Origin of the sequence: Neoluteolibacter marinus (assembly GCF_014904755.1) — a bacterium.
In the GTDB taxonomy this organism is placed as follows: domain Bacteria; phylum Verrucomicrobiota; class Verrucomicrobiia; order Verrucomicrobiales; family Akkermansiaceae; genus Haloferula; species Haloferula marina.
This window is the reverse complement of sequence record NZ_JACZFQ010000055.1, coordinates 35,228-58,132: the sequence shown is the minus strand read 5'-3', so window position 1 is coordinate 58,132 and position 22,905 is coordinate 35,228. Positions and strand designations below refer to the sequence as shown.

14 protein-coding genes are annotated in these 22,905 nt (G+C 66.1%); 7 read left to right on the top strand and 7 right to left on the bottom strand.

Annotated elements, in window-relative coordinates; translation table 11 throughout:
* Positions 1-2,261 (top strand): delta-60 repeat domain-containing protein (locus tag IG178_RS12220; protein ID WP_193212839.1); only part of this gene is annotated, 2,261 nt, incomplete at its 5' end.
* Between the two features lie 40 nt (positions 2,262-2,301).
* Here the strand turns inward: IG178_RS12220 and IG178_RS12215 are convergent.
* Both IG178_RS12215 and IG178_RS12210 read right to left on the bottom strand, forming a co-directional pair.
* Complete coding sequence (locus IG178_RS12215) at positions 2,302-5,307, bottom strand: hypothetical protein (RefSeq protein WP_193212838.1); 3,006 nt, start codon at positions 5,305-5,307, stop codon at positions 2,302-2,304.
* A gap of 149 nt (positions 5,308-5,456) precedes the next feature.
* On the bottom strand, positions 5,457-7,868 hold the full coding sequence (locus IG178_RS12210; protein ID WP_193212837.1) for an esterase-like activity of phytase family protein: 2,412 nt from the start codon (positions 7,866-7,868) through the stop codon (positions 5,457-5,459).
* A gap of 488 nt (positions 7,869-8,356) precedes the next feature.
* Between IG178_RS12210 and IG178_RS12205 the strand changes: the two genes are divergently transcribed.
* Positions 8,357-9,514, top strand: a complete 1,158-nt coding sequence (locus tag IG178_RS12205; RefSeq protein ID WP_193212836.1) for a hypothetical protein — start codon at positions 8,357-8,359, stop codon at positions 9,512-9,514.
* A gap of 229 nt (positions 9,515-9,743) precedes the next feature.
* The gene (locus IG178_RS12200; protein WP_193212835.1) at positions 9,744-10,304 is read left to right on the top strand and encodes a GNAT family N-acetyltransferase; all 561 of its coding nucleotides are present in this window, start codon (positions 9,744-9,746) and stop codon (positions 10,302-10,304) included.
* Between the two features lie 9 nt (positions 10,305-10,313).
* Here IG178_RS12200 and IG178_RS12195 read toward each other — a convergent pair whose 3' ends face one another.
* Positions 10,314-11,882, bottom strand: coding sequence for a hypothetical protein (locus tag IG178_RS12195; RefSeq protein WP_193212834.1), 1,569 nt, complete (start codon positions 11,880-11,882; stop codon positions 10,314-10,316).
* 107 nt (positions 11,883-11,989) lie between these two features.
* Between IG178_RS12195 and IG178_RS12190 the strand changes: the two genes are divergently transcribed.
* Complete coding sequence (locus IG178_RS12190) at positions 11,990-12,412, top strand: hypothetical protein (RefSeq protein ID WP_193212833.1); 423 nt, start codon at positions 11,990-11,992, stop codon at positions 12,410-12,412.
* Between the two features lie 16 nt (positions 12,413-12,428).
* Here IG178_RS12190 and IG178_RS12185 read toward each other — a convergent pair whose 3' ends face one another.
* Positions 12,429-13,733, bottom strand: a complete 1,305-nt coding sequence (locus IG178_RS12185; RefSeq protein ID WP_193212832.1) for a sugar-binding domain-containing protein — start codon at positions 13,731-13,733, stop codon at positions 12,429-12,431.
* A 393-nt stretch (positions 13,734-14,126) separates the two neighbouring features.
* Here IG178_RS12185 and IG178_RS12180 point away from each other — a divergent pair, with 393 nt between their 5' ends.
* Both IG178_RS12180 and IG178_RS12175 read left to right on the top strand, forming a co-directional pair.
* Positions 14,127-14,621, top strand: coding sequence for a hypothetical protein (locus tag IG178_RS12180; protein ID WP_193212831.1), 495 nt, complete (start codon positions 14,127-14,129; stop codon positions 14,619-14,621).
* A 254-nt stretch (positions 14,622-14,875) separates the two neighbouring features.
* The gene (locus IG178_RS12175; protein ID WP_193212830.1) at positions 14,876-18,667 is read left to right on the top strand and encodes a LamG-like jellyroll fold domain-containing protein; all 3,792 of its coding nucleotides are present in this window, start codon (positions 14,876-14,878) and stop codon (positions 18,665-18,667) included.
* Here IG178_RS12175 and IG178_RS12170 read toward each other — a convergent pair.
* The 3 genes from IG178_RS12170 to IG178_RS12160 all read right to left on the bottom strand — a co-directional run bounded on the left by IG178_RS12170 (position 18,664) and on the right by IG178_RS12160 (position 21,856).
* Complete coding sequence (locus IG178_RS12170; protein ID WP_193212829.1) at positions 18,664-19,887, bottom strand: hypothetical protein; 1,224 nt, start codon at positions 19,885-19,887, stop codon at positions 18,664-18,666. The genes IG178_RS12175 and IG178_RS12170 overlap by 4 nt on opposite strands.
* 94 nt (positions 19,888-19,981) lie before the next feature.
* Entirely contained in the window at positions 19,982-20,626 is a 645-nt protein-coding gene (locus IG178_RS12165; RefSeq protein WP_193212828.1) for a Vgb family protein, read from the bottom strand.
* A 9-nt stretch (positions 20,627-20,635) separates the two neighbouring features.
* Positions 20,636-21,856, bottom strand: a complete 1,221-nt coding sequence (locus IG178_RS12160; protein ID WP_193212827.1) for a helix-turn-helix domain-containing protein — start codon at positions 21,854-21,856, stop codon at positions 20,636-20,638.
* 120 nt (positions 21,857-21,976) lie between these two features.
* On the opposite strand from IG178_RS12160, the gene IG178_RS12155 reads away from it, so the two are divergent.
* Positions 21,977-22,789: a DUF899 domain-containing protein gene (locus tag IG178_RS12155; RefSeq protein WP_193212826.1), complete on the top strand. Its 813-nt coding sequence runs from the start codon at positions 21,977-21,979 to the stop codon at positions 22,787-22,789.
* The last annotated feature ends 116 nt before the right edge of the window (positions 22,790-22,905 follow it).

Sequence of the window (22,905 nt, the reverse complement as noted above, 5' to 3'; positions counted from 1 at the left end):
CCTCCCTGTCCATCCTCAGCCCCGCCGCCGATGGCGGCGTCTACTTCACCGAAGACCAGGGAGACAACTGGACCCGCATTCCCGGATCCCCCAAGGGCCAGCACGGCAACCTGGCGATGGCAGGCGATCGCCTGATCCTCGCCTCCAGCGGCCCGGCGGTCGCGGACCAGGGCACCTACTTCAAGGATCCCGGTCAGGACTTCCGCTTCATCGGCAAGTTCCTCGGCGAGTCCTATGACATCCGTACCAACGGCTCCCTGCTCTTCGCCGGCTACAAGAAGAACTTCTACTTCTCCGCCACGCGGGGCATCACCTGGGATGCGATCGACGCCACCGGCATTTCGCCCGACTTCGAGGCGCGGCGGCTGGAGGCCTCCACCGACACCTTGTACCTGGTGGGCAACACCAGCGGCACGCCGACGCTCTACCGCCGGCCGCTGTCATCGCTGGACCTGAACACGTCAACCCAGCTGGCGATCGAACCCTTCGCCGGGCAGGTCTCGCCCCGTTACGCGAACAGCGGCACCGTGCATTCCTTCGCCGCGCTCGCCGGAGGAGAAAACCTCGCCTACCAATGGAAATTCAACGGCGCCCCGATCGCCGGCGCCACGGCGGAAACACTCAATTTCACCGTGACCGCTTCCGGCACCCTCAGCCTCGACGTCACCGGCGACCACGGCACGGCCAGCGCTGCCAACCCGCTGGCCTTCGAGGTCATTCCCGCCGCGCCCGGCTTCCAGGACACGACCTTCGGTGAGACCACCCCCGTCTTGAACGGCACCACTTCCATCGCCGCCTACCCCGACGGCCGGCTGTTCGCGATCCAGGCCCCGAAGGCCTATCTCTTCGATGCCGGTGGCACCAAGCTCGCCGAGCGGGCGACGGTCGGCGACGCGAAGCTGCGCCGCGGCTTTCTCGATGCCGCCGGCCGGCTGGTCGTGTGGGGCGACTACACCCTGATGCGGCTCGATCCCGGCACGCTGGCCGATGACGCCAGTTTCACACCGGTGGTCTTCACCCGCAACGCGGCCAGCCAGACGCCGAGGATCACCCACGTGGTCGAGCTGCCCGGCCAAGGCTACCTCACCGCCACCTACGACCAGACGCTACACAACGGTCAGCCGCTGCCCGCGGTCGCCCTGTTCGACTACGACGGCGCGAGGGTCGCCGGTTTCGCCAGTCCCTTCGTCAATTCCTCGCCGAGCTACGCGCCGAAGGCCACCCGGCTCGGCATCACCCCCGACGGCAAGATCCTGGTCGAAATCGCCACCGCCAACTGGGCTGACGCGACTTCCACCGGTGCCGGCCCGCTGGCCCGCCTCAACTCCGACGGCACGCGCGACGCGGCCTTCGCGATTCGCGACGACATCCCCTACGTTTATCGTACCATCCGCAAGTTTTCCATCCAGCCCGACGGCAAGATCCTCTACGCGACCAGCACCAACGACCGGATGCCGAAACGTCTCCACACCGACGGCACCTACGACGCGGACTTCAACGCCGCCAACGTCCTCTTTGAAAGCTCGATCCACGGTTTCCTGCCGCAGTCGAACGACGCGATCCTGGTTTACGGTGCCTTCGAGGCTTTCGGCGGCGACCCGGCCCTCGGTCACGCCCGCCTGACCGGCAGCGGCACCCTGGATGCCAGCTACGACGCCACCGCGGGCTTCAAGAACATCAACACCGAGAAGGCGGTCAACGACGCCGTGCTCGCCGACGGCGGCAACAAGGCTTTCTATGTCCCGGACTCCGGGGACTTCCGCGGCACCCCGCACAGCGGCATCGTCCGGGTCTTCGCCGGCCATGGCGCGACCGATCCCTTCGAAAGCTACCTGGTGGATGCCGGCGTCCCCCCGAACCTCCGTGGCGCGGAGGACGACGCTGACGGCGACGGAATCGCCAACCTGCTGGAGTTCGCCTATGGCAGCCATCCCGCCGACCCCGGCGACCGGCCGCTGGTTTCGGAGAATGAAGGCAGCTTGACCGGCGCCGAGATCAACGCCCTGTCCCCGGCCGCCGGAATCGATCCCGGCGCCCGGCACTACGTCACCTGGATCCGCCTGCCAAAGGATCCGCACGGGGTCACGCTGGTCATCGAGGCCGGCACCGATCTTGCCAATCTCGGTGACGGCTCCGCGACGCTGGTGGCATTCGGGGATGCCATCGACGAAGGCGACACCCTGCTGCAGGCCTACTATTTGTTAGAGGACAGCAACACCGTTCCGGCCGCCTTCTGGAGGATCTCGGCAAGCCGGGATTGAAGGTACTTCCGGAAGAAGCGCAAATCACCGCTGGACTGGACTACTCGACCTCGACCGAGCGGACGACGACGTAGAACGAGGAGCTGAATTCGGAAGTCGGGATCTCGATCCTGCAGTTCTTCACCGAGTCATTGCCGCTCGTCGTCGTTTGCGCGCCGGCGACAGGCGTGAAGCTGGTCAGGCCATCGCCGGTTTCAACCGAGTAGCCGGCGTCGGCCATGCCTTCGGCCCAGGGGAACTCGATGGTGAAATGGGTTTCGGTCCTATCGGCAATGCTGCACGGATTGATCGTGGGGCAGCAGGGCGGGGTCGCGTGGCAGTATTCCTGGAAGTTGGTCAGGCGGTCCTCGTCCGGATCGGCATCCTTGCCCGAGATCGAGGGATCGAGCCGGTCGGCCGCGGAGAAGTTGTCGATACTCCAGTCCTCGTAGCTGGCGTAAGTCGTGAGCTCCGGGGTGATGCTGACCGTGGTTGCCGTGTAGCTCGGATTGAACTTCAGGCGGCCACCGGTCTGGCTGTGGTCGATGAAGTCGTACTCGCCACCAAGCGAGCTGGCGGAGGAGACCACCGGGTAGGAGCTGCCGAGCGAGGGCGCGGTGGAGAAGGTGGGAACCAGGGTGCCGCCGACGGTGACGTTGCCGTCGACGTTGAAGGTCGGCTGGCTGGGCACCGGATCGGCCAGGTCGAAGGTCTGGCGGGTGCTGCTCGAGTACTGCATCGATCCGGTGACGGTGCTGTTCTGCACTCCCTGGATCACCGCGTTGTCGAGACCGGTGATGTTGCCGTTGATCGTGCCGCCCACGGAAGCAAGGGTGCCGCCGTCGAGGTTCAGGTCCGGGCAGTTGAAGGTGCCTCCTACCAGCAGCGTGCCGCCGCCGGTAACGGTCAGCGCCGGATTGGTCTGGCCGTCGTCCGGCGCGAAGGAGGCGCCGCCATCGACGAGGCTCACGCTCGTCGAACTTCCCCCGCTCCAACTCACGCCGTCGGTGAGGTGGACCAGCGTCCGCGGGAAGGTGATCGCGGCTCCGGACTGGACGGACCAGCTGCCCTGGCCCGACAGGACGCCGTTGACGTCGAGATCGGACGGGCGGCGGAAGTCGAGGGTGCCGCTGGCAACGTGAACCGAACCCGGGTTGCGGAAGTCGAGATGGACGATCGAGGTGCCGGTGTAGGAATGGTTCAGCGATCCCTCGTTGAGCATGTCGGCGGGATCGGTGGAAGCCAGGTTGCTGTTGCTGAGCGTCGAGGGACCCTGCATTTCCCAGGATCCGCTGTTGCGGATGAAGGACGCGGGATCGCTGGCCAGCGCGGCTTTCTGCTCCAGGTTCATCTTCTGGATCAAGTTCCCCACCAGCTTCCGTTGGCCTGAGTTCTCGAGGATCAGCTTGCCGTTGTTGATGAAACCGCTGGAGCTCGGGCCGGGCGTGTAGGGAGCGGTGATGCTGCCGGTCCGCCAGTGGAAGATGCCGCTGTTGGCGAGATCGGCCGAGGGCGAGGTGATGAGCCCGTTGTAGAGCCAAAAGCCGGTGCTCGCCACGGGGTCCGACACCGGATCGCCGACGGCGAAGAGCAGGAAGTTGTCGCTGACGATCTCAACCTGGAGCCCGGAGGCACCGGCTTCAACTTCCCCGTTGCCGGTGAAGCTCAATTCGCCGCCATTGGCGTCGTACTGCGAACCCCACAACCGCACCAGCGATCCGGAGGCCACGGCACTGACCGTCCCGGCGAAGGTCGTCGACGGCTGGCTCAGGGTGAGGCGGCCCTGGCTGGCCTTGAGGGTGCCGCCCGGCTCGTTGCGGACCTCGGCGGCGATCTCGTAGGCATCGGCGGCCAGCTCCGGGTTGTAGTCGACGGTGCCGTTGTTGATGAGGAAGCCGCCGTTGAACGGGGACAGGCGGGTGAAGCTTCCCGACAGTTCGAGCGTGCCGGAGTTCTCGAACTCGGTGCCGATGCGGAAGCTGGTCGCGGAGAAGGTGCCCGGGTTCTGCGTGTAGACATCGAACAGCGGGTTGCCGCTGCTGGTCATGCTGCCGGAATTGACGAAAGAGGCCGACAGCGGGTTGCCGGTGGCGGTGCCGAAGGTCTCGGAGCCCGAAAAGCGGAGGTTGCCAAGATTGGTGAGCGTCTTGCCGGAGGCGATGGAGAGGTCGCCGGCCTCGTAGCCGGGCGCGGTGGAGAGATTGAGGCTGAGGTCTTCCTCGACGTCGTACGAGCGCACCTGGTCAACGAAGCCCGAGCCGGAAATCTCGGCCAGGCCGGCGAAGCTGCGTTCCGGGGTGCCGCCGACGCTGCTGGTCAGGCGCAGCAGGCCGTTGGCGGTGACCGAGCCGCCCTTGAACTGCTGGACCCTGCCGGAGATGCTGAGTTCCGCCCCGGCGCCGACCTCGATCGCCCCCGAGACTTGCTCGAGGTCACCGGCGATCTCGGACGTGTTGGTCGGGTCGTCCTTGCGGATGGTGCCGGTATTGAGGACCGAGGAGGACGAGGTGATGTCCCCGGAAGGCCCGAGCTGCAGCATGCCGGCATTGGCGAAATTGCTCAGGGCGATGCCGTTGGAGGTCAGGGTGACCTCACCGTTCGCGCTGTTGAGGAAGGTGGCGGAAACCGGCCGGCCGGCGAGCATCAGGGCGCCATCGTTCTGGAAGCCGGTGGCGCCCTCGAGGGTGGTGCGGATCCCGTTGTTCGACCCCTTGAAGGTCACCAGTCCGTCCGCGCGGATCGTCCCGATCCGCTGGCCGACCAGGCTGTTCTCGAATTCCGATGCCGACAACACGGTGATCGTGGAGCCGAGGTCGAAGGGCACCTTGCAGGTGATCGACAGCACCGTGGCCGAGTTGGTGCTGAGGACCACCGGCTCGATGTCGCCGTGGGTGAGGATCCGCACCTGGTCTCCGGATCCCGGCACCGAATTGCTGTCCCAGTTTTTGTCGGCGAAGAAGGAGGTGTTGGGCTCGCCATTGAGGGTGGCCTCGTTGTCCCAGGTGACAATGGCTGCCGGGAGGGGAGAAAGGCTGACGAGTCCCCAGAAGGTGAGAGGGCATTTCATAGGGCGGTCGCAGGGAAACATCCATGGGCTGTTGGAACAACCGGGAACTGGTGCAGCGGCTTCCCGCCAGATGTGCCGCACCCCGGCAAGCAAAACGCGGCTCCCGCATGGGAGCCGCGCCTTCAGTTCGCGGATGATATCAACTCAGCTCACTCGAAGAGCTCGCCGAGATGGATCAGCTGGGTTTCCCCGTTGGAGTCATCGACGCCGTCGTTGTCGGTCACGATGACCGCGTCACCGTCCGGCAGGACCATGAAGCCCTCGACCTTCTCAATCACCAGGCCCTTCGCTGCCTCGAGGGCCGGCATCAGGTCGGTGACGGGTTCCTTGCTCACGACCGGGAAGCCCGGGTCTGTTCCCAGCGGCGCTTCGGCGAGCGGCGTCAGGCCGGCCACCGTGAAGCGGTAGATGCGCTTGATGCGCGCATCGGGACCCGCCTGGTTGTCGCGCTCGACCACGGCGAAGTTGTCGTCGCCGAGCGCCACGATTTCCGACAGTCCGACCCAGCCGCCGTTGGGCGACTCGCGGGCATCGAGCGGATAGTAGTAGAAGCTCCACTCGCCGGTCGCGACCTGGTAGCGGCCGATGCGAACCAGGCCGGCGGGGTCACGGCCGAGCGAGGGATCCTCGACGGCCCACTCGCGCTGGAAGCAAGCGTAGAGCACTTCATCGCTGCCGGATCCGACCGTGGCCACCCCTTCAAAGCCGAAGCGGCGCTGGCGGGCATTGGTGTCGGCCGGGAGACCGATCACGTCCAGGATCACGCCGCTGTCGTCGATCTTGAAGATCCAGTTGAGCGAGGTGATCGGGCGCGCGGCGTCGCCGTGGGTTCCCGAACCTTCCGAGGCCAGCCAGAAGTAGCCGTCTTCACTGCGGGCGAGGCCTTCGGGATCGATGTTGATCGTGCCGTCGTCGTTGCGCAGGCCGGCCGGATCGAGTTCCGGGTTGTCCAGTGCGGCGGCTTCGGCGGCGGCCAGAAAGACCCCGTTCGGGTCGGTGATCCGGATCTCGCCGTCGATCACGGCCGGCGTGGTCGAGACGTCCATCGCGAAGATGCGGTTCTTCTTGTAGAAGCTGTCCTCGACACTCCAGCCGCGGCCGTTGTGGAGCGGATCGGCCGCCAGCGCGGACTGGGCGGCCCATGGGATCGGCGAGCCGTCCGGGCGGTCGGTGGAAACGATCGTCGGGTAGGAGGGCTCGTCGAAGCCGTTGCGGTAGATCGTGACCACCGCGCGGAAGCCGTCGCCGCGGCTGTCGTTCTCGCTGGCCGAAACCAGCAGGCCACGGTGCGGGATGGCGACCAGGCCTTCCGGGCCGAGACCGGCGGGCAGGACCTGCTTGAAGACCGGCTCACCCGAGGCATCGAGCGAATAGACCGAGACCACGCTCGAGCGCTCCGAGCCGACGAAGACCAGCTTCTCGGGTCCGAAGCGGGCGTATTCGATCGCCTCCGGTTCGTTGCCCTTGTTCTCCGAGCGATCTTCGGGGTAGTGGCCGATCCGGGCCATCCGCTGGTCGACGCTGTTGCCCGAGCTGAAGGTCACGCCGCCATTGGGGCTGAAGAAGGAGAAGCCGCGGCTGCCGCCGTAGAGGTCACCTTCATCCGCAGTGCCGAGGGTCCAGCCGTCGATCCAGGTGATCGCGTCCGGCTCGCGCGGAATCGCGACGAGCGACCCGGTCTGGTCGATCACATCGTCCTCGGTGGCGTCGATGCCGTCGAGGTCGATGGTGCCGGCCGGGAAGTGCTTGATCACCTTGCCGCTGCGCAGGTTGACCAGCACGATGTGGTTGTTTTCCTGCATCGACACCGCCGCGATGTTGGCCTGGTTGATGTCGACGAACTCCGGCTCGGGGTCTTCGGGGAAAAGTTCCGCCAGACCGGTCAGCTCGACATCGCGGGTCGTCCACTTTCCGGGATGGCCCTTGAGATCGACGATCACCAGACGGCCCGGCGGGTTGCCAGGCTGGCCGGGTTCGCCTTCGCCGAGGTCCTCGTCGCGCTCGTTCTCGATGATCACCGCCGCGTAGCGCTGGTCGGGGCTGATCGCGACCGAGTCCGGCTGACCGCCGAGATCGATGACCGCGACGCGCTCGCGCTTGTCGATGTCGATGACCTCGAGCTGGCCGGCCGGCGCCGTGTAGGTGCCGTCGGTGACCACGGCGGCGAGCGCGTAGCGCCCGGCCACACCAACCGAAGTGGGTTCGCCCTCGACCGGGAAGGTGCCGCCGGCTTGCGGATTTTCGGGTTTGCTGATGTCGATGAAGCCGATCTGCTCAAGCGCGCTGTCGGTGTAGATCAGCGTCTTGCCGTCCATCGAAGCGGCGACGATTTCGGACACGGTTTCGTTGTCGATGTCCGAGTTCTCGAAGACCGGGAAGGCGGCGATGCGCTGGAAGTAGCTCGAGCGCATCTCCTGCCCGCGATCGCCCGGGCCTTGGGCTTCACGGGACGGGTTCTTTTCTTTCGCCAGGCCGGCCGAAGTGGTCAGGGCCAAGGCGGCAAGCGGTGTGACGTAGCGGAGCGGCCGGGCCGCCCAGGGATTCCGGGGGTGGTATTTCATGGGGATTGCAGTGGGGCCGCAGGGTTTCAGCGCGACCCGACGGCATCACAGGGCCTCTCCGTCGCATGCAAAGTGGCGGACCGGGGCAGAGTTGTCACCGAGTCCGGTCGGCAGGGAGTCAGGCCATCGGGCCTCTCGTCAGGTCACCAGCCCCCGTGCAGGGCCAGGAACAAAGCCCGCGCGGGAAGATGGTTCCCAATGCCTTATGATCCATACCTGATCGATAAAACTCCGGAACCTGCCGTCGCTGGGGGATCAAGTCGTGAATCACGGACCCTCAGATAGGCCGAAATTGACAGGATTGAGAAGAAGACCCTAGACTTGCAACCCCCCAAATTCCCCCACCTTGCCTTGTCACGGCAAGGTCACGGCTCGCCTGCCGATCCGGCGGATCGAGGTGAGTCGTGCCTGATTACCAATCCTAGAAACCAAGTTCCGTGCGGCAGCGTGCGGGGGCTGCGCTCGGATCAACAACCCAGTGATGCATCATGAAAACGTTGATACGAACCTTGCGCGCCCCTGCGGCCATCGCTCTCGGCGCTTGCCTGGCTCCGGCAGGGGCCTTCGAGCTGGATTTTGAAGGACTCCCGGCCGGCACGGTGGCCTTCGAACTGAGTGAAGGCGCTGGCATCAGCGGTGGTCCGGCCGGAACGGTCGGGGTCAACGGCTACAGCTCCGCCTTCGGATTTGCCATCAATCCCGTGCTGATCTTCGACTCCGCCAATCCGACCGGCGGCGACGATGACCTCGGCACGCCCAACGAAATCTACGCCGGACCGGGCATCGGTGCCCCCGGCGCCACCAACGGCTCCCCTCTGGGGAACATCGCGATCATTGCCGAGGACCTCGTCGACAACAATGGAGACGATCTGATCGACGATCCTGACGACGCCGATCGCAAGGGATCTTACATGGATTTCGATTTCTCGACGCTCGGAAAGGGCAAGGGCAAGAAGGCCCCGACGGTGACCGTCAACAGCCTGACCTTCATCGATATCGAAGCGGAACAAGGGGAAGCCGGCACCTACGTCGAGCTGTCGGGACCGGGCCTGCCGACCAACCTGATCGCCATCCCCCCGACCGGTGACAATGGCGTGGCGAGCATCGACGGCATCTCGCTCGCCGGGGTGACCCACATGCGCGTGAACCTCAACGGATCCGGTTCCTTCGCCGGCGGAACTTTCAACCAGGATGAAGGCGGCGACTGCTGGTTCACTTTCGGCGGATTCCAGAATGCGGGCATCCAGTCGGGCGGCAAGGACTTCACCTTCGGCGGCAACGTCGGCCCGCCGTCCTCGGGATCCATCGAAGTCGTCGACCACAACAACGGCGACAACTTCCACACCAACGACGTGCACATCGTCGAGTGCTTCGTCGTCGACAGCACCGGCCCCGGTCAACCGGGTGGCAAGAAGGGCTTCGTCGCCAACGCGGCGACCTTCGCCGGCACCGGCCGCCTCAACGGCAAATCGGGCTATGAGCTCACCGGGATGGTGATCGACGCCGGTGAACCGGCCGGCAAGAAGGGCCACGACAAGGACTACTTCCAAATCATCGTCACCGATCCCAACAACGGCGATGCCGTGGTCTTCGAAGCCTCCGGCTACCTCGATGGCGGCAACGTCCAATTGCACCCGCCGAAATAAGCGCGAATCCGCCGCTCTTACCCTGCACTTCAAGCCGACCCGATCCGCAATCCGGTGGGACCATCTCCCACCGGAGGGCTCGGGTCATGGCCGATGCGTCGGTCGAGGTCGCCGATGATCGCAGGTCGGGCGATCGTCTGGCGGGGACGCGCAGGTGGAGCCGCGGGCACTTGCCATCAAGGAAATCGCCCGGAAGACTCGGGACGAAAGGCCACTAATGGCGGCTCGCATGACCGATCCCGTTCCCGATCTCGACGAGGTGACACCCTTGGACCTCCAGCCCACGCTGGCGGGCAAGATCGTGGCCCTGAGGCCGCTCGAGAAAGATGATTTCGAAGCGCTCTACCAAGCCGCCGCCGATCCCTTGATCTGGGAACAGCATCCGCACCGGGACCGCTACCAGCCGGAGGTTTTCAAGGAGTTCTTCACCGCCGCAATCGCCTCCCGCGGCGCCCTGCTCGTCACGGACCAAGCCAGTGGATCGGCAATTGGAACATCGCGCTACTACGGCTGGGACCCCGCGACGCGGGAGATCGGCATCGGCTTCACCTTCCTGGCCCGCAGCCACTGGGGTGGTCCGGCCAACCGCGAGATGAAGACGCTGATGCTGAACCACATCTTCCAGTGGGCGGAAGCCGTCTGGTTTCACGTTGGCGTGGAGAACCACCGCTCACGGCGGGCGGTCGAAAAGCTCGGCGCCGCCTACTCCCACACCGCACCCTTCCCGGAAGGCGCTGCGCCCCACGCGTTCTATCGCCTGACGGCGCATGATTTCCAGGCGCGCGGGTGACGGCGCGCTTCAGCGATCCGTGAAGTGACCGTGGTAAAAGTGGATCGCGCCGTAGGTCCAGTTGGGCATCGGCATTCCGGGGAAGTTCGCCCGGTCAAAGGTGAGAAGCAGGTACGGCGCCGGGTATCCTTCCGGCAACGGCACCAGGCACGGCCACACCCGGCTGGGCCCGTCAGCGCTCCACGGCGGGAGATCCAGGTCGAGCTTGCCCAGCGGTTTCAAGTCCGGGAACGAACAAACGTGGAAGCTCCGGTCGGCACTGCCGAAGAAAGCATATCTCGTCCCGCCCACCCGTTGGAGGGTGGTGCCGGTGCTGTCCGGCTCGACCGGCCCGGCGATGCGCCGGAAGCCGCCGTCCCAACGGCCGGACTCGAAGACCGCGGCCTTGTAGCCATCCACGTTCTGGCACAGCAGCATCCGCCACTTGCCGCTGGCGGAATCAAAGACTCCCTGCGGGTCCTCGTAGTCGCCCACCAGGCCGGCCGGGGTGGCACTCATCACGGAAAAACCGCGCCGCGGGTCGTGCTTGGAACGCACGGCCAGGATCTCCTTCTTCTCCTTCCGCGCGGGATCGCCGAAGGCGGAGAAGGCCGTCGTCCAGCCCCGCCACTCGCCGCTCGCCCGATCGAGGAAAAGGTGGGACGCGAGTTCGTTCCGCAGCAAGCCGTCGCCGCGGTCGAAGGCGATCATGCCCTCGAAGCGAAGGTCGAAAAGCCCGGGATTCAGGCTGAAGACCCCCTGCGACGGATGGGGCAAGGCGCCGCCGCGGGTGGTGGCGGTGAACCACAGCCGCCCTTCGTCCAGAAGCGGTGTTCCCTCCTCGTCGGTGATCGAGCGGATGTCCGCCAGTCCCATGCCCGGACTGATCCCGGCGGCTGCGCGGGAAATCGAGATCTCCGATGCATCCCGGCCGCTCGCATGGATCCACGTCGACAGGTTGCGGAACACGTCTTTCCGCCGCAGGTCAAGGTGCGCCACCACATCGGCACGGCCGGCGAGTTCGATGATCCCGCCCTGCTTGAGGTAGGCATTGAACCCCACTGCCGCCATCTGGACGATCAAGGTCACCGGCTCCTCTAGGCTCCGCGACCGGAAGTCCTTGGCAGCACCCTCGATCAAGGTGGCGTCGCCTTTTCGCAGCGACCAGCGGAGGCCATCGACGCGATCCGCACCGCAGACCAACTCGACCCGCAGCGTCGAGCCGTCGTCGTGGACAAACTCCAAGCCCGCACTGCCTCCGCTGCACGAGGCGAGTTCCACCCGGTAAGTCGCGAAGGGATTGAAACCGGAAAGCCAGACGGACACATCAGAGGCGGCGGGTCCTTTCATCCACAGCCGTCCATCGCGGCACATGGCCGATCCCCCGCCGCTGCTTTTCACCGGATGCATCACGTCCAGCCCCACCACTTTCGCGGGATCGAGCACGGCGAGCGGCAAGGCCTGGTCCTCGTCGAAGATCATCCGTTGGCTCGCCTGCCGCCGGAAGCGGAGATCGCCGGGCAGGTTTTCAGCGCCCGCCGGGACGCAGGACACCGCCAACAGGAGCAGGATGCGGAAGAACGGTTTTTGGCAGGTCATTTCCAACCCCGACGCTAGCGGCGCAGCCAGAAAGCTGTCGAGCCCGCCTCGCCTCGCTGCCATCGGGACTTCCTTTCAAAGGCGGAGTCCGCCATCCCTCCGGAGCGATGAAATTGTCATCAGGTTACGGCGCCTGGCTATGGGTGGCGCTGGTCTCCATCGGATGCATCCTTCTCGCCGTGAATTTCTCGCGGTTCGGTTGGAATGTCTGGGGGGTGTTCCGTGGTCCCGGTGGTCGCATCGCCACCGCGCTCTACGGCTATGAACTGCTCTTGTCGATGATTGCAACCCCAGCGGTCGCAAGGAACTGGAAGCGCATCCGGCCGGCCCCTCTCCGAGCGGCCGTGGGCTTTGTCTGCGGCATGTTGCTGGCGGGCAACCTGTTCTTCGCAGCGACCATCGGGATCTTCATGCTTTCCTCCGCCCACCTTGCGGCCCACTGGTGGGGGCTGACCTTTTTGTCCGCGGTCCTGACCTCACTTCTCCCTCTACCCGTCGCCGCGTTGGTTCACGACCGGGACGGGGGCTGACGGGATGAACCTCCACTCACCGGCGATTCTTCGATCGCAGCGGGTCCGCCAGGAAATTGAACGTGGTCATGTCGGTCACCAGGGCGTTCACCGCCCCGGTCTTGAGCGCGGCGCGGATGGTCTCACCCTTGCCATCGCCACCGGCAACCAGCACCACGGTCTTGTCCTCGCGGACCATTTTTTGAAGACAGGCGATGCTCATCCCGATCAGGAAGGGATGACACATCTCGTCGTCGCCGAAGAAGCTCTTCGCCGCCGGGTCCCAACCCGGGCGATCGGCGGGGATGGCATTGGCCAGGATCTTCCGGGTGATGTCGTTCCCGTTGTCGTCGAAGAAGGACAAGTTGATATCGCCCGCCGGCGGAGGCTGAATGCGCTGCAGCTTCTCGTAGGTGATGCCGAGGTGCTGGTAGACCCGCTTGATTGATGGCGAATCGCGGTCGAACTCGCCCGCCCCCAGGAAGACCACATCGCTTTCGGTGCTCTTCTTGAAGAGCGCCTCGATGTCCGGGTTCCTGCGATAGAGGTCGCTGTGCCATATGGCCGACTCCTCGCGGTTTCGCGCGGCTTCCGCCTCACCGACCCCTGCCACCCCTCCACCCGGCAGGGGCGGGATGCTGACCACCTCCGCCCGGCTGCCCTCAAACAGCCAGTGCACCTTCATCGCCAGGTAGCTGCTGTCAAAGATCTCCCCCTCCGGGATACGGGTCGCATAGTTGGTCGCCGCGAAAGTCGCGGACGACTCGCCGCAATCCAAGGCAATCGTCATGTCCCGCAGCGTCCGCCCACCGCCGATCGCAATCCGTCGGGACGAACCTTGGCTCCCCAGCAGCTGATGGAAAAAGCGTGCCGCCTCCCGGCCGATGGTCGGCATGTGCCCCTCCGATAGCCGCGAAAAGCGCGACGCCACCCGGAGCTCCTTCAAGCGGTAGATCTCCTTGATCAACCGGCAGCCTTCCTCGAAGCGGCTCCTGCTGATCTCGTCCTCGATCGTCAGATTCACCGGATGGCGCTCCAGGGCCTGCGTGATCAATTGCCGGATCGATCCCTTGTTCAGGGTGACGATCTTTCCCAGGGACTTGTCGAAGAACCGCAAACGCTTCTTCTCGCCGCACCGGTATTTTTCCAGACACTTGTCCTTCCCCAGCAAAGCCAGGAGCTCCATCTGATCCCGGACCTTCAAGAGGCGGCCGGTGGCTTCATCGGCGATGAAATAGTGGCGGCGGGTGGCGAGCAGGATGGCTTCCTCTTCGTCCTTGGAAATGGGTTTCGCCGTGGTTCCGGCGAGAGAGGAGCTGTTTTCTGAGGGGGGAATTGCCATGGGAGGAGGGAGGATAAGAACAAGTGCCGCAAGGCTGTTAGACGAGTTTGCACAAGGTCCCTGCGGCTTGCCAAGCCCCTGCGCGAGGAGACCCCCACTGAATCCTGACGCTCGCCTCCGCAGGCACGGGATCGACGATTGTCGGTCGCTTGGAAGTGACGGACGCCCAGGCAGATCTACGGTCTGCAGGCAATCACCTGGATGAAACCGGGTAGTTACAATCAGAACACCCGCTGGATTGGATCCGATCCATTCGGCGAGGTTCCCTTCCAAGCCCGAAATATCATCGGTTCCGGCCTAACCTGGGGTCATGATGGCCTGATCTGCATCGCGAGGCGGGACTTCGACCGGCAACCGCCCCCGAGGTGGAACAACCCCAAAAATAAAACTGCCATGACCCAAAAAGAATCCAGTTCCCTCATCGGTAGCCTCAGCCACCAGGGCTTGTCCCTCGCCCTCCGGACCCTTGGCATTGGGGGTCCGAGCCTCTATTTCTCGGATCACCTCCCGGGCTCCTACCAATGGGCCGGCGGAGCCCTCACCACCCTGGTGATCGTGGCCACCGGCAAGCTCCCCGTGTGGCGCGCCGAAGAAAACCGGAACCACCAGGACTCCCATGACATCCAGTTTGTGTGGAAGAAACGACGGAGCGAAAAGCTCGCGCAAACGGTGGGGTCTTCGCCCCCGCCGCCGACGGTGGCCGGCCCTGACGTAATCATCGGATCGCCCGCTCCGAAAGCCGCCGTCACGCGCCGCGGCACGCGCAAGCCCTCGTCGTCACCGGGAAGCTCGGGAAGCAGCCGCAAGCGAGCTGGCAAGAAGGCACCTCCCAAGGGGGCCGACCCGGATCCGCCGCCCGGGCAGGGCCGCAGGCGGAGCAAAAAATAACCCGCCCCATCCCGTCTGAATCGCCTCGATCCGGGACAGCCGAAGCCATCCACCCTATCTCCGGCCGCAGTCACCCACCTGCGGCCGTTTTTTTTGGGGGAAGGCAGTTCGTCCCGGCGGCGGAGGGCAGAAAGCGGAGCGCAGAATTATCTTTTGAGCTAATTTATTGTTTTTTCGTGCCATTTCATCTAGTTCCCCGACGCTAGACAGGCACCTCTCCGGGAGCCTTCCACCAACCCGAATCCCTGCCGCCCATGAAAGCCCTGCTGGCGGTCGCCGCCTTGGTTGCGACGACCCTCTGGTCCGCTGCCGCGCCGGACACCGTGACCCAGACGGTCACCTACAACGGCGAGACGATCACGATGCAGCTCAAGCTCGAGCCCCTGAGAAGCCCGAACTTCGAGCTGCTGTCCCAGAATGCCACCGGGGGCTACAACCCGGTGACGCCGGGCGGCGAGCGGTCCTACATCGGTACGGTGGACGAGCATCCCGGGGCGGTCTCCTGCGGAATCCTCCAGGACAACGGGCAGTTCCGCGGCGCGGTCTACTTCGATCGCGGGGCCAGCTGGTTCACGCTGGGCAGCACCGTTTTCCAGACCCGGGCCTTGGACTACGGCAGCTTCCGGGAATACCAGTTCCCGGCGGCCCCGACGGTGGCGCCGGGCCAGGCGGGGACGACGACCTACGGCTACGAGCTGGGGGTGGACGTCGACCACGATTACTTCACCACCGCCGGCAGCAGCGAGCTGAAGGCGCTGGAGCAGGTCGAGTACAGCGTCTGCCTGGTGCGGGCGATCTACTTGCGCGACGTACTACTGAGACCGTATCTGGGCCGGGTCATCGTGCGGGCCGACGCCTCCCAGGATCCCTACGCCGGCCTGAACGGCGGCGACTACCTGAGCGCGCTGCGCGCGGAGTGGAACACGAACCACACCGACACGGATCCCGATCTCGTGTGCGGGGCATCGCCGACCAAGATCGGCGGCGGCCTGGCCTGGGTCGGAGTGGTCGGAGGCTCCAGCGGCTACTCGGTGAACGGCAGCGACGGCAACGGGAAGTTCGACGTCGTGTTCCGGCATGAGATGGGCCACAACTGGGACTGCGGGCATTTCATCGGGGGGAGCCCGGAAGGCAAGGGCCTGATGGGCGGGAACCAGCCGGCCCGCTTCAGCAGCTGCGAGGCCTACCGGGTTTTCAACCACCGGAATTCGCGGGTCAGCGCGGGCGGCATCCTGGACGACGAAGGCACCTTCACCGCCGTGGAACTCCCGCCCTTCGCGGCCCTGGATGCGGGCGTGTTCGTGCAAACCGCGGACAGCTCGACGGGCTTCGACGTGATGACCAACGACCACGACGCGAACGGCCAGGCGATCAGCCTGACCGGCTTCGAGCCGGTCTCGTGGCAGGGCGGAACGGTGACCCGTTCCGGCGACGAGCTGGTCTACGTGGCGCCCGCCGGCTTCACGGGCGGCGACCACTTTCTCTACACCATCACCGACACCGCGGGCAAGACGGCCACCGGCGCGGTGGTGGTCGACGTGCGTCCCAACGACGAGCTGAGGTTGTATCTCAAGCTGGACGAGACGACCGGCAGCGATGCCGACGACGCCTCGCTGTTCGACCATGACTGCACCGTCGAGAACACCGATTTCGCCACCGCCGGCACCGCGGGCGCTCATGGCAACGCACTCGATCTGGACGGCATCGACGACCAGGTGAAGGCGGACGGCGTTTCAGTGGGGACGGCCACGGTGACGATGACGGCGTGGATCCGCCAGGGCGACACCCAGAACCCCTGGGCGGGAATCATCTTTTGCCGCAGCGGCGGTGCCGCCGGCTTGAACATCGGTGATGGCACGGAACTCCGCTACCACTGGAACGGCAGCAAGTGGGGTTGGAACTCCGGCCTGGTCCCGCCGGCGGACGTCTGGACCTTCGTCGCGCTGGTGATCGAGCCCGACCAGGGAAGGATCTACATGGACGACGGCTCCGGGATGGTGTCGGCGGTCAACCCCGGAAGCCACTTGCCGGAAGCCTTCGGCACGACCTACATCGGCTACGACCCGAACAGCGGCTCGCGTCATTTCGACGGGATGATCGACGAGGTGCGGATCTACAACCGGGCGCTTTCGCAGGCCGAACTGGAGATCATCCGCGACGGCGGCGGGGCGGAGGCACCGGTCCCTCAGGACGGCCAGACTGCGGTCACGGACCCGAGGCTGTCGTGGACACCCGGCGCCACCGCGGTGACCCACGATGTCTACCTCGGCACGGACGCCGCGGCCGTCCTCGCCGCGAACCAGGCCTCGCCCGAGTTCGCCGGGAACGTCCCGGACCCAGTCCTACTGGCCGATCTAACCGACGACACCGAGTACTTCTGGCGGGTCGACACGATCACCGGATCGACGACCCTGCCCGGCAAGCTGTGGCATTTCACGACGGCAACCGTGGTCGAACCCGGCGGCGAGATCCGGATCAACTTCGGCCGCGATGGCAGCGAAGCCTTCGCCGGCGGCCAGCTGATCGGACCCACGGCGGCAGGCAGCAGCGACTGGAACGAAGTGGCCGGTGCCAGCGGCACGCTCGGAAGCCTGGTGAACAGCTCCGGCCTGGGCAGCGGCGCCAGCATGACGTGGCACTCCTCGGTGCTCTGGTCGAACAACGACGGCGTCTCCGATGACGAGCACCGCCTGGCGACGGGGTACCTCGACGACGGCGACGGCTCGAACGGCGACAACAAGGGAGTGCTGGTGACCCTTTCGGACATTCCCTTCGAGCGCTACCGGGTCTACGGGCTTTTCGCCACCGACCAGAACCAGGGTAGCGGCAGCGCCTGCGGGATCGTGAATTTCAACGTGAACGGAAGCTGGGCGCTCGGCGGCAACGGCAACACCACCGCGGATGCCTGGGGAACGATCCACGCGAACCTCGCCGCCCACGGGAGCTACTGGACGAAAATCGAACCGGGCGTGGTCAGGGGCAACTACTGGGTCGTTGAAACCACCGGGTCGACCTGCACGATCACGGGAGAAGTCCGCAACGGGTCGAATCGTGGCTGCCTGACCGGGCTGGTCATCGAGCGGCTCGATCCGCCGAACAACCCGCCGGCCTGGAACGCCGGGACCGTGACCAAGCCGGCGGTGACCGCCGGGATGCCGATCGCGGGCACACTCGCCGGCGACGCGTCCGACCCCGACGAGGGCGAGGTATTGGTTTTCAGCAGGACCTCGGGCCCGGAGTGGCTGACGGTGGCGGAGGACGGCGGATTGTCAGGCTCCCCGGCCGCCGGCGACACCGGGATCAACCAGTGGACGGTGCGGGTCACGGACCTCGAAGGCGCCGCTGCCGACGCGCTGTTGGAGATCGAGGTCTTGCCCGCAAACAAGGACCCGATCGCCGCGGCCACCTTCACTCTCCTGAACGCGGAGCTGGGGTCGGTGATGTTGGATGCGGGCGACTCGACGGACGCGGATGGAACGATCGTGTCCTGGGCATGGAGCTGGTCCGGCGGATCGGCCGCGGGTGAAAACCCGGAGGTGAGCCTGCCCGCGGGAACCACCGTCGTGACGCTGACCGTGACCGACGACAACGGCGGCGTGGACAGCACCGGGCTCGAGGTCACGGTAGCCGACCTTGCCTCACGGATCGCGGCCGCTGGATTGACGGGTGCGGACGCCGACCCGGAGGCAACACCCTTCGGCGACGGGGTGGAAAACATCCTCAAGGATGCCTTCAACATGGACCTGACCGGCCCGGACGCCGGGACGATGGCACCGGGCGGCAGCTCGGGCCTGCCATCGGTGCGCCTGGTCGAGGTCGCCGGGGAGACCTACATCCGCGTGGAATACGTGGAGCGCCTCGCGAGCGGGCTCATCTATCAGGCGCGGAAAACCAGCACACTCGGAGCGGGATCCGCCGTGCCGCTGACGGGAACGATGACCGTGACCCCGATCGGCACCGGCTGGCAGCGGGTGGTGATCGACGAACCGGTGAACCCGGCCACCGCGCCGCGATGGTTCGTCCAGGTGGAGGTGGCACTTCCCTAATCCGCCCCTGCCGGACCGGGGCTCCCGTCCATCGCCCAGATCTCCCGGATGGTGTCCTCCTGACCGTATCCATCGGGACAGGCATCGCCGGGGTTGTTGGCGCGGTAGACCCGCTTGCCATCGGGAGCGCGGCTGATCATGCGGGCGCCCGGCATCTGCAGGTAGCCCTCCGGGTCGTGGGTCCGGACCCAGGACCAGGCGTGGCGCAGCCACGCGTCGCGGTCCTTCGCCGGCAACTGCGAGAACCAGGTGATCTCATCCCAACCCCAGACCCAGAATTGCCCCTGGCCCGGTTCGCCCGGGCTACGACTGCTGCCGTAGTTGTCGAGCTCGACGAGGTACGGGAGGTGATCGCAGCGCCAGCCGCTGGGGGTGATGCCGCCCTTGCTGCGGCCGTAGAGGGCGTCGGTGTGGCCGACTTCCAGCGTACCGGTCTTCGGCTGGCCCGGGTCCTCCTTGACCCGTGCCGGGAAGGAATGGAAATCCAGCAACAGCTTCCCGTCCTTGAGGAACCCGCCGCCCGGTACATGGGCGTCGAGGACGAGGAAATGCCGGCGGGCGCGCGACCTGGCGTAGCCGCGCATCCGCTCCAGCACCTCGCTCCAATGCGCGAGGTCGGGGTCGTGGCCGTCCATCAGTTCGACCTGTCCGATGTGGATCGCCTCACAACCGATGTCGATGTAGCTGCGGGCGAGGAACTGGAACCACAACTTCGTTTCGGGACGGCTGACATCGGGGACCTGGGCTCGGTCGTTCCATTTCCGGCCGCTCCCGTCGGCATAGATGATGTCGTCGTAGCGGAAATTCCGCGTCTCAACGGGCAGGCCGAGGTCCTCGAAGGCCCAGGCGGGAACCGGAATCCGGTCGACGTCCTTGCTGATGATCTCGAAAATGCAGGCCTGGACGATGATGTCGGGATCCGCTTCGTGAAGCCCTTCGATCTTGAGCTTCGCCTCCTCCAGCTTCGCCGGAAGCCGCGACTCGCCGCCCCAGAGATAGACGCCACGGCCGAAGAACTTCCCGCCGCAGCCGGTGAACATCCGGATGTTCTCGGCGTTGTCGCTGCCGTCCTGGAGCGACTCCATCATCGTCATCGCCCGCGAGAGGTAGTTGCGGAGCACCGTCTCGGACATGCTTCCGTCGAACGCGTGATCCCGGTCACCGCCCCACGCGGGCAAGGTCAGCAGCAACACGCAGAGTTTCGTGAACAAGGGGCGCATGGGAACGCTGTCTGACGGAATCCCGGGAAAGAGTCAAACCGCCGCCATGTCGCGCCGAGGGCGATTGCCCCGAGTGGGCCCGTGGAAGCCGGACTCACGGGTCGCGCCGCGGTCGGCGAACAACCCGGAGCTTGCCACTGCTCCCGCCCCCGCAGAAGAAGCGATCGCCTCCATCCGACTCGAGGCCCGATACTCCCATTCCGCCGGGCATTGCCAGCGACTCGTGGACCTCGCCGGATTCGGGATCGATGCGTCGCAGGTCACTGATGTCCCCCTCCTCCCAGGTGCCGTGCCACAACTCGCCGTCGACCCAGGTCACGCCGGTGACAAGGCGGTCGGACTCGAGCGTGCGCAGGATCTCCCCGCTCCCTGGATCGACCTGATGGATCCGTTTGGCGCCGGCCTGCCCGACCCAGAGGCTGCCCTCGGCCCAGGCCAATCCGGAGTTTCCCTCGGTGCTCGGCGCCGGGATCGATCCCAGAACCTCGCCGGTTCCGGGATCGATCTTCCGGATCCTGCCGTCGGCAATCTGATAGAGATGGCGGCCGTCGAACGCCGTGCCGGCGTGGGCAGGCACCTCGATCGAGCGGAGGATCTCGCCGTCGCGCGGATCGAGCGCGTTGAGCTTCTCGCCCGACGCCCACCACACGGCTTCACCGTCATAGCTGACCCCGTGGACCTTCCCCGATCCCGGAAAAGGTCCGAACTCGCGGATGACCTCGGCATTCGATTGTTTCATGGCGCGAACCTAGCAGCCGGGAACGGGCGTCGGGAGTAACAAGATTGTCGCGAATCCCGGCACCGAAGGCGTGATCCATCGCCGCGCGCGGCCGCGGCCGAACCACTGGACCTTCCCCGCCTCCGACAAGGCGTCGAGGGAACGTTGGACGGTGCGTTGGCTGACGCCCAGCGCGAGCGCGAGGGCCGAACTCGACCAGGCCTCGCCGTCGGCGAGGAAGGCGAGCACCGCCCCGTGCTCTTCATCGGCCGGCCAGGCGAGGACCGTGACTTCCCTGTCCGGCCCGGGATCCATCCGGAAGCCCCGCCGGGTGGCATCGACCCGCGCCAGCTTTCCCAGGAGCTTGCGCAGACGTCCGATCTCAACCCGCAGCCTCGCGCGATGCGAGTCGTCGGCGGATCTTGCCCCGAAAGCCTCCGCGACGAGCTGTTCCCGGGTGGCCTCGCCGGGCCACTGCCGGGAGAGCGTCCGCGCCAGCGCGAACAACACCGGCCGCGCGGCCAAGGGCACCACCACCCGCCCCCTCCGCACCACGCGGCGACAGGCATCGACGATGAGCTCGTCCGACGCGAAGAGGTCCGCGACGGCATCGAGGGTGACCAGGGTCTCCCCGCCGCGGCGGACCGTGCGCGCCGCGGGGCTGTCGAGGAGCCGGGCCGCCCCGACCACCTCCGCCTGCAGGGCCGCGATGCCGGACCGGCCCGCCGCGTCCGACGCCCTCATCAAGGCGGAACGCGCCGCGGTCGTCCGCAGGCGCCGCATCGCGATCCCCGCCGCGACCAGCTCGTGGGTGGCCCGATGGGAAAAAGGCAGCTCCCCCGGATCGATCGCGGCAAGGATTCCTTCCGCCTCGTCGAGCCGGCCGAAGAGCAAAAACCGGCGGGCCTGGAGATGGGCCGCATGCGCCGCGTTGGCAACATCACCGCAGCCGGCAAGTTCGGCGCGGGCGGAGTCCAACACCGCGGGCGATCCGCCGAGGTCACGCGTCGCCAGGGCGATCTCCGCTTCCGCGACCACACAGCGCGCCCGGGCGACGACATCTCCTTTGCCGAAGGCCCGCGCGGCCCGCCTCAACAGCTGCCGCGCCCGCCCGAGATCGCCGAGCTGCGCCAAGGCAATGCCGCGCAAGGCGAGAGCGGGCGCTTCGTCGTTCAAGGCGACCAGATTCAGGGCCCGCAGGGGATCACCGGCGGCGAGGGCGCGGGCAGCGGCGGTGATCAACGGTTTCATGGAAGGAATCGCGCCACCGATGTCACTCACGCCCGCACCGGCGAAAGGGTATCTCGTTTCCGGCGGCGCCCGGTGCGGCCGTCTTCAGCGAAAAAGCAAGAACTCGGAACAAGCTATCCCATGAAACAACACCCGATCGGATCACGCGAAGAATGGTTGGCGGCAAGGCTCGAACTGCTCAAGGCCGAAAAGGAACATACCCGGCTCGGCGACGAGCTCGCACGGCAACGGCGGAACTTGCCGTGGGTGCCGGTTGAAAAGGACTACCGGTTCGAAGGCGAGCAGGGGGAGCTCTCCCTCGGCGACCTCTTCCAAGGCCGCTCGCAGCTGCTGGTTTATCATTTCATGTTCGGTCCTGACTTCGACGCCGGCTGCCCGTCGTGCTCCGGCATCGCGGACGGCTTCAATGGCATCGCCGTGCACCTGGCCCATCACGACGTCATGCTCTGGGCCGTGTCCCGAGCCCCCTATCCGAAATTGGCAGCGTTCCGGCGGCGGATGGGATGGTCCTTCCCCTGGGCCTCGTCGTCCGGCGGCGATTTCAACGCGGACTTCAATGTCGCCTTCAGCGGACACCAGCAGCTCGAGGGAGAGGTCGACTACAACTACCGCCGCGAGCCGGCGTGGCCGGCCGACGGGATGGAAGGCACCCCGCTTGCCGACATCGCCGCCGCCACGGGAACCGACGCCGCGACTTTCACCCGCGAGCGTCCGGGCCTCAGCAGCTTCGTGCTGGAAGGCGGTGTCATCCACCATTGCTACTCGACCTACGCCCGCGGCTTGGACGCCCTGTGGGGCATGTACCCCTGGCTCGACCGGGCGCCGAAGGGCCGCAACGAGCCGGGCGTCCTGTGGCGCCGGCACGACGAATATGATCCCGCGGACCATGCGATCGCGGATTGCCGTGGAACCACCTGCGGACCGGAAGCATGAAAGGTCCCGCCTGTTGCACGAGACATCGCCTGGCACCCGGCAAGGCCAAGGCCGCACAGGGCACGGGTTTCCTGATGGGCGCAATCCTGCTCGTCCTGACACCCAAGTGCCCGCTG

What these genes read in the sequence shown, in the direction of transcription:
- IG178_RS12210 (WP_193212837.1), bottom strand. Translation starts at nt 7,868, where the DNA reads ATGAAATACCACCCCCGGAATCCCTGGGCGGCCCGGCCGCTCCGCTAC.
- IG178_RS12160 (WP_193212827.1), bottom strand. Translation starts at nt 21,856, where the DNA reads ATGAAACCGTTGATCACCGCCGCTGCCCGCGCCCTCGCCGCCGGTGAT.
- IG178_RS12190 (WP_193212833.1), top strand. Translation starts at nt 11,990, where the DNA reads ATGAAATTGTCATCAGGTTACGGCGCCTGGCTATGGGTGGCGCTGGTC.
- IG178_RS12185 (WP_193212832.1), bottom strand. Translation starts at nt 13,733, where the DNA reads ATGGCAATTCCCCCCTCAGAAAACAGCTCCTCTCTCGCCGGAACCACG.
- IG178_RS12200 (WP_193212835.1), top strand. Translation starts at nt 9,744, where the DNA reads ATGACCGATCCCGTTCCCGATCTCGACGAGGTGACACCCTTGGACCTC.
- IG178_RS12195 (WP_193212834.1), bottom strand. Translation starts at nt 11,882, where the DNA reads ATGACCTGCCAAAAACCGTTCTTCCGCATCCTGCTCCTGTTGGCGGTG.
- IG178_RS12180 (WP_193212831.1), top strand. Translation starts at nt 14,127, where the DNA reads ATGACCCAAAAAGAATCCAGTTCCCTCATCGGTAGCCTCAGCCACCAG.
- IG178_RS12165 (WP_193212828.1), bottom strand. Translation starts at nt 20,626, where the DNA reads ATGAAACAATCGAATGCCGAGGTCATCCGCGAGTTCGGACCTTTTCCG.
- IG178_RS12175 (WP_193212830.1), top strand. Translation starts at nt 14,876, where the DNA reads ATGAAAGCCCTGCTGGCGGTCGCCGCCTTGGTTGCGACGACCCTCTGG.
- IG178_RS12170 (WP_193212829.1), bottom strand. Translation starts at nt 19,887, where the DNA reads ATGCGCCCCTTGTTCACGAAACTCTGCGTGTTGCTGCTGACCTTGCCC.
- IG178_RS12215 (WP_193212838.1), bottom strand. Translation starts at nt 5,307, where the DNA reads ATGAAATGCCCTCTCACCTTCTGGGGACTCGTCAGCCTTTCTCCCCTC.
- IG178_RS12155 (WP_193212826.1), top strand. Translation starts at nt 21,977, where the DNA reads ATGAAACAACACCCGATCGGATCACGCGAAGAATGGTTGGCGGCAAGG.
- IG178_RS12205 (WP_193212836.1), top strand. Translation starts at nt 8,357, where the DNA reads ATGAAAACGTTGATACGAACCTTGCGCGCCCCTGCGGCCATCGCTCTC.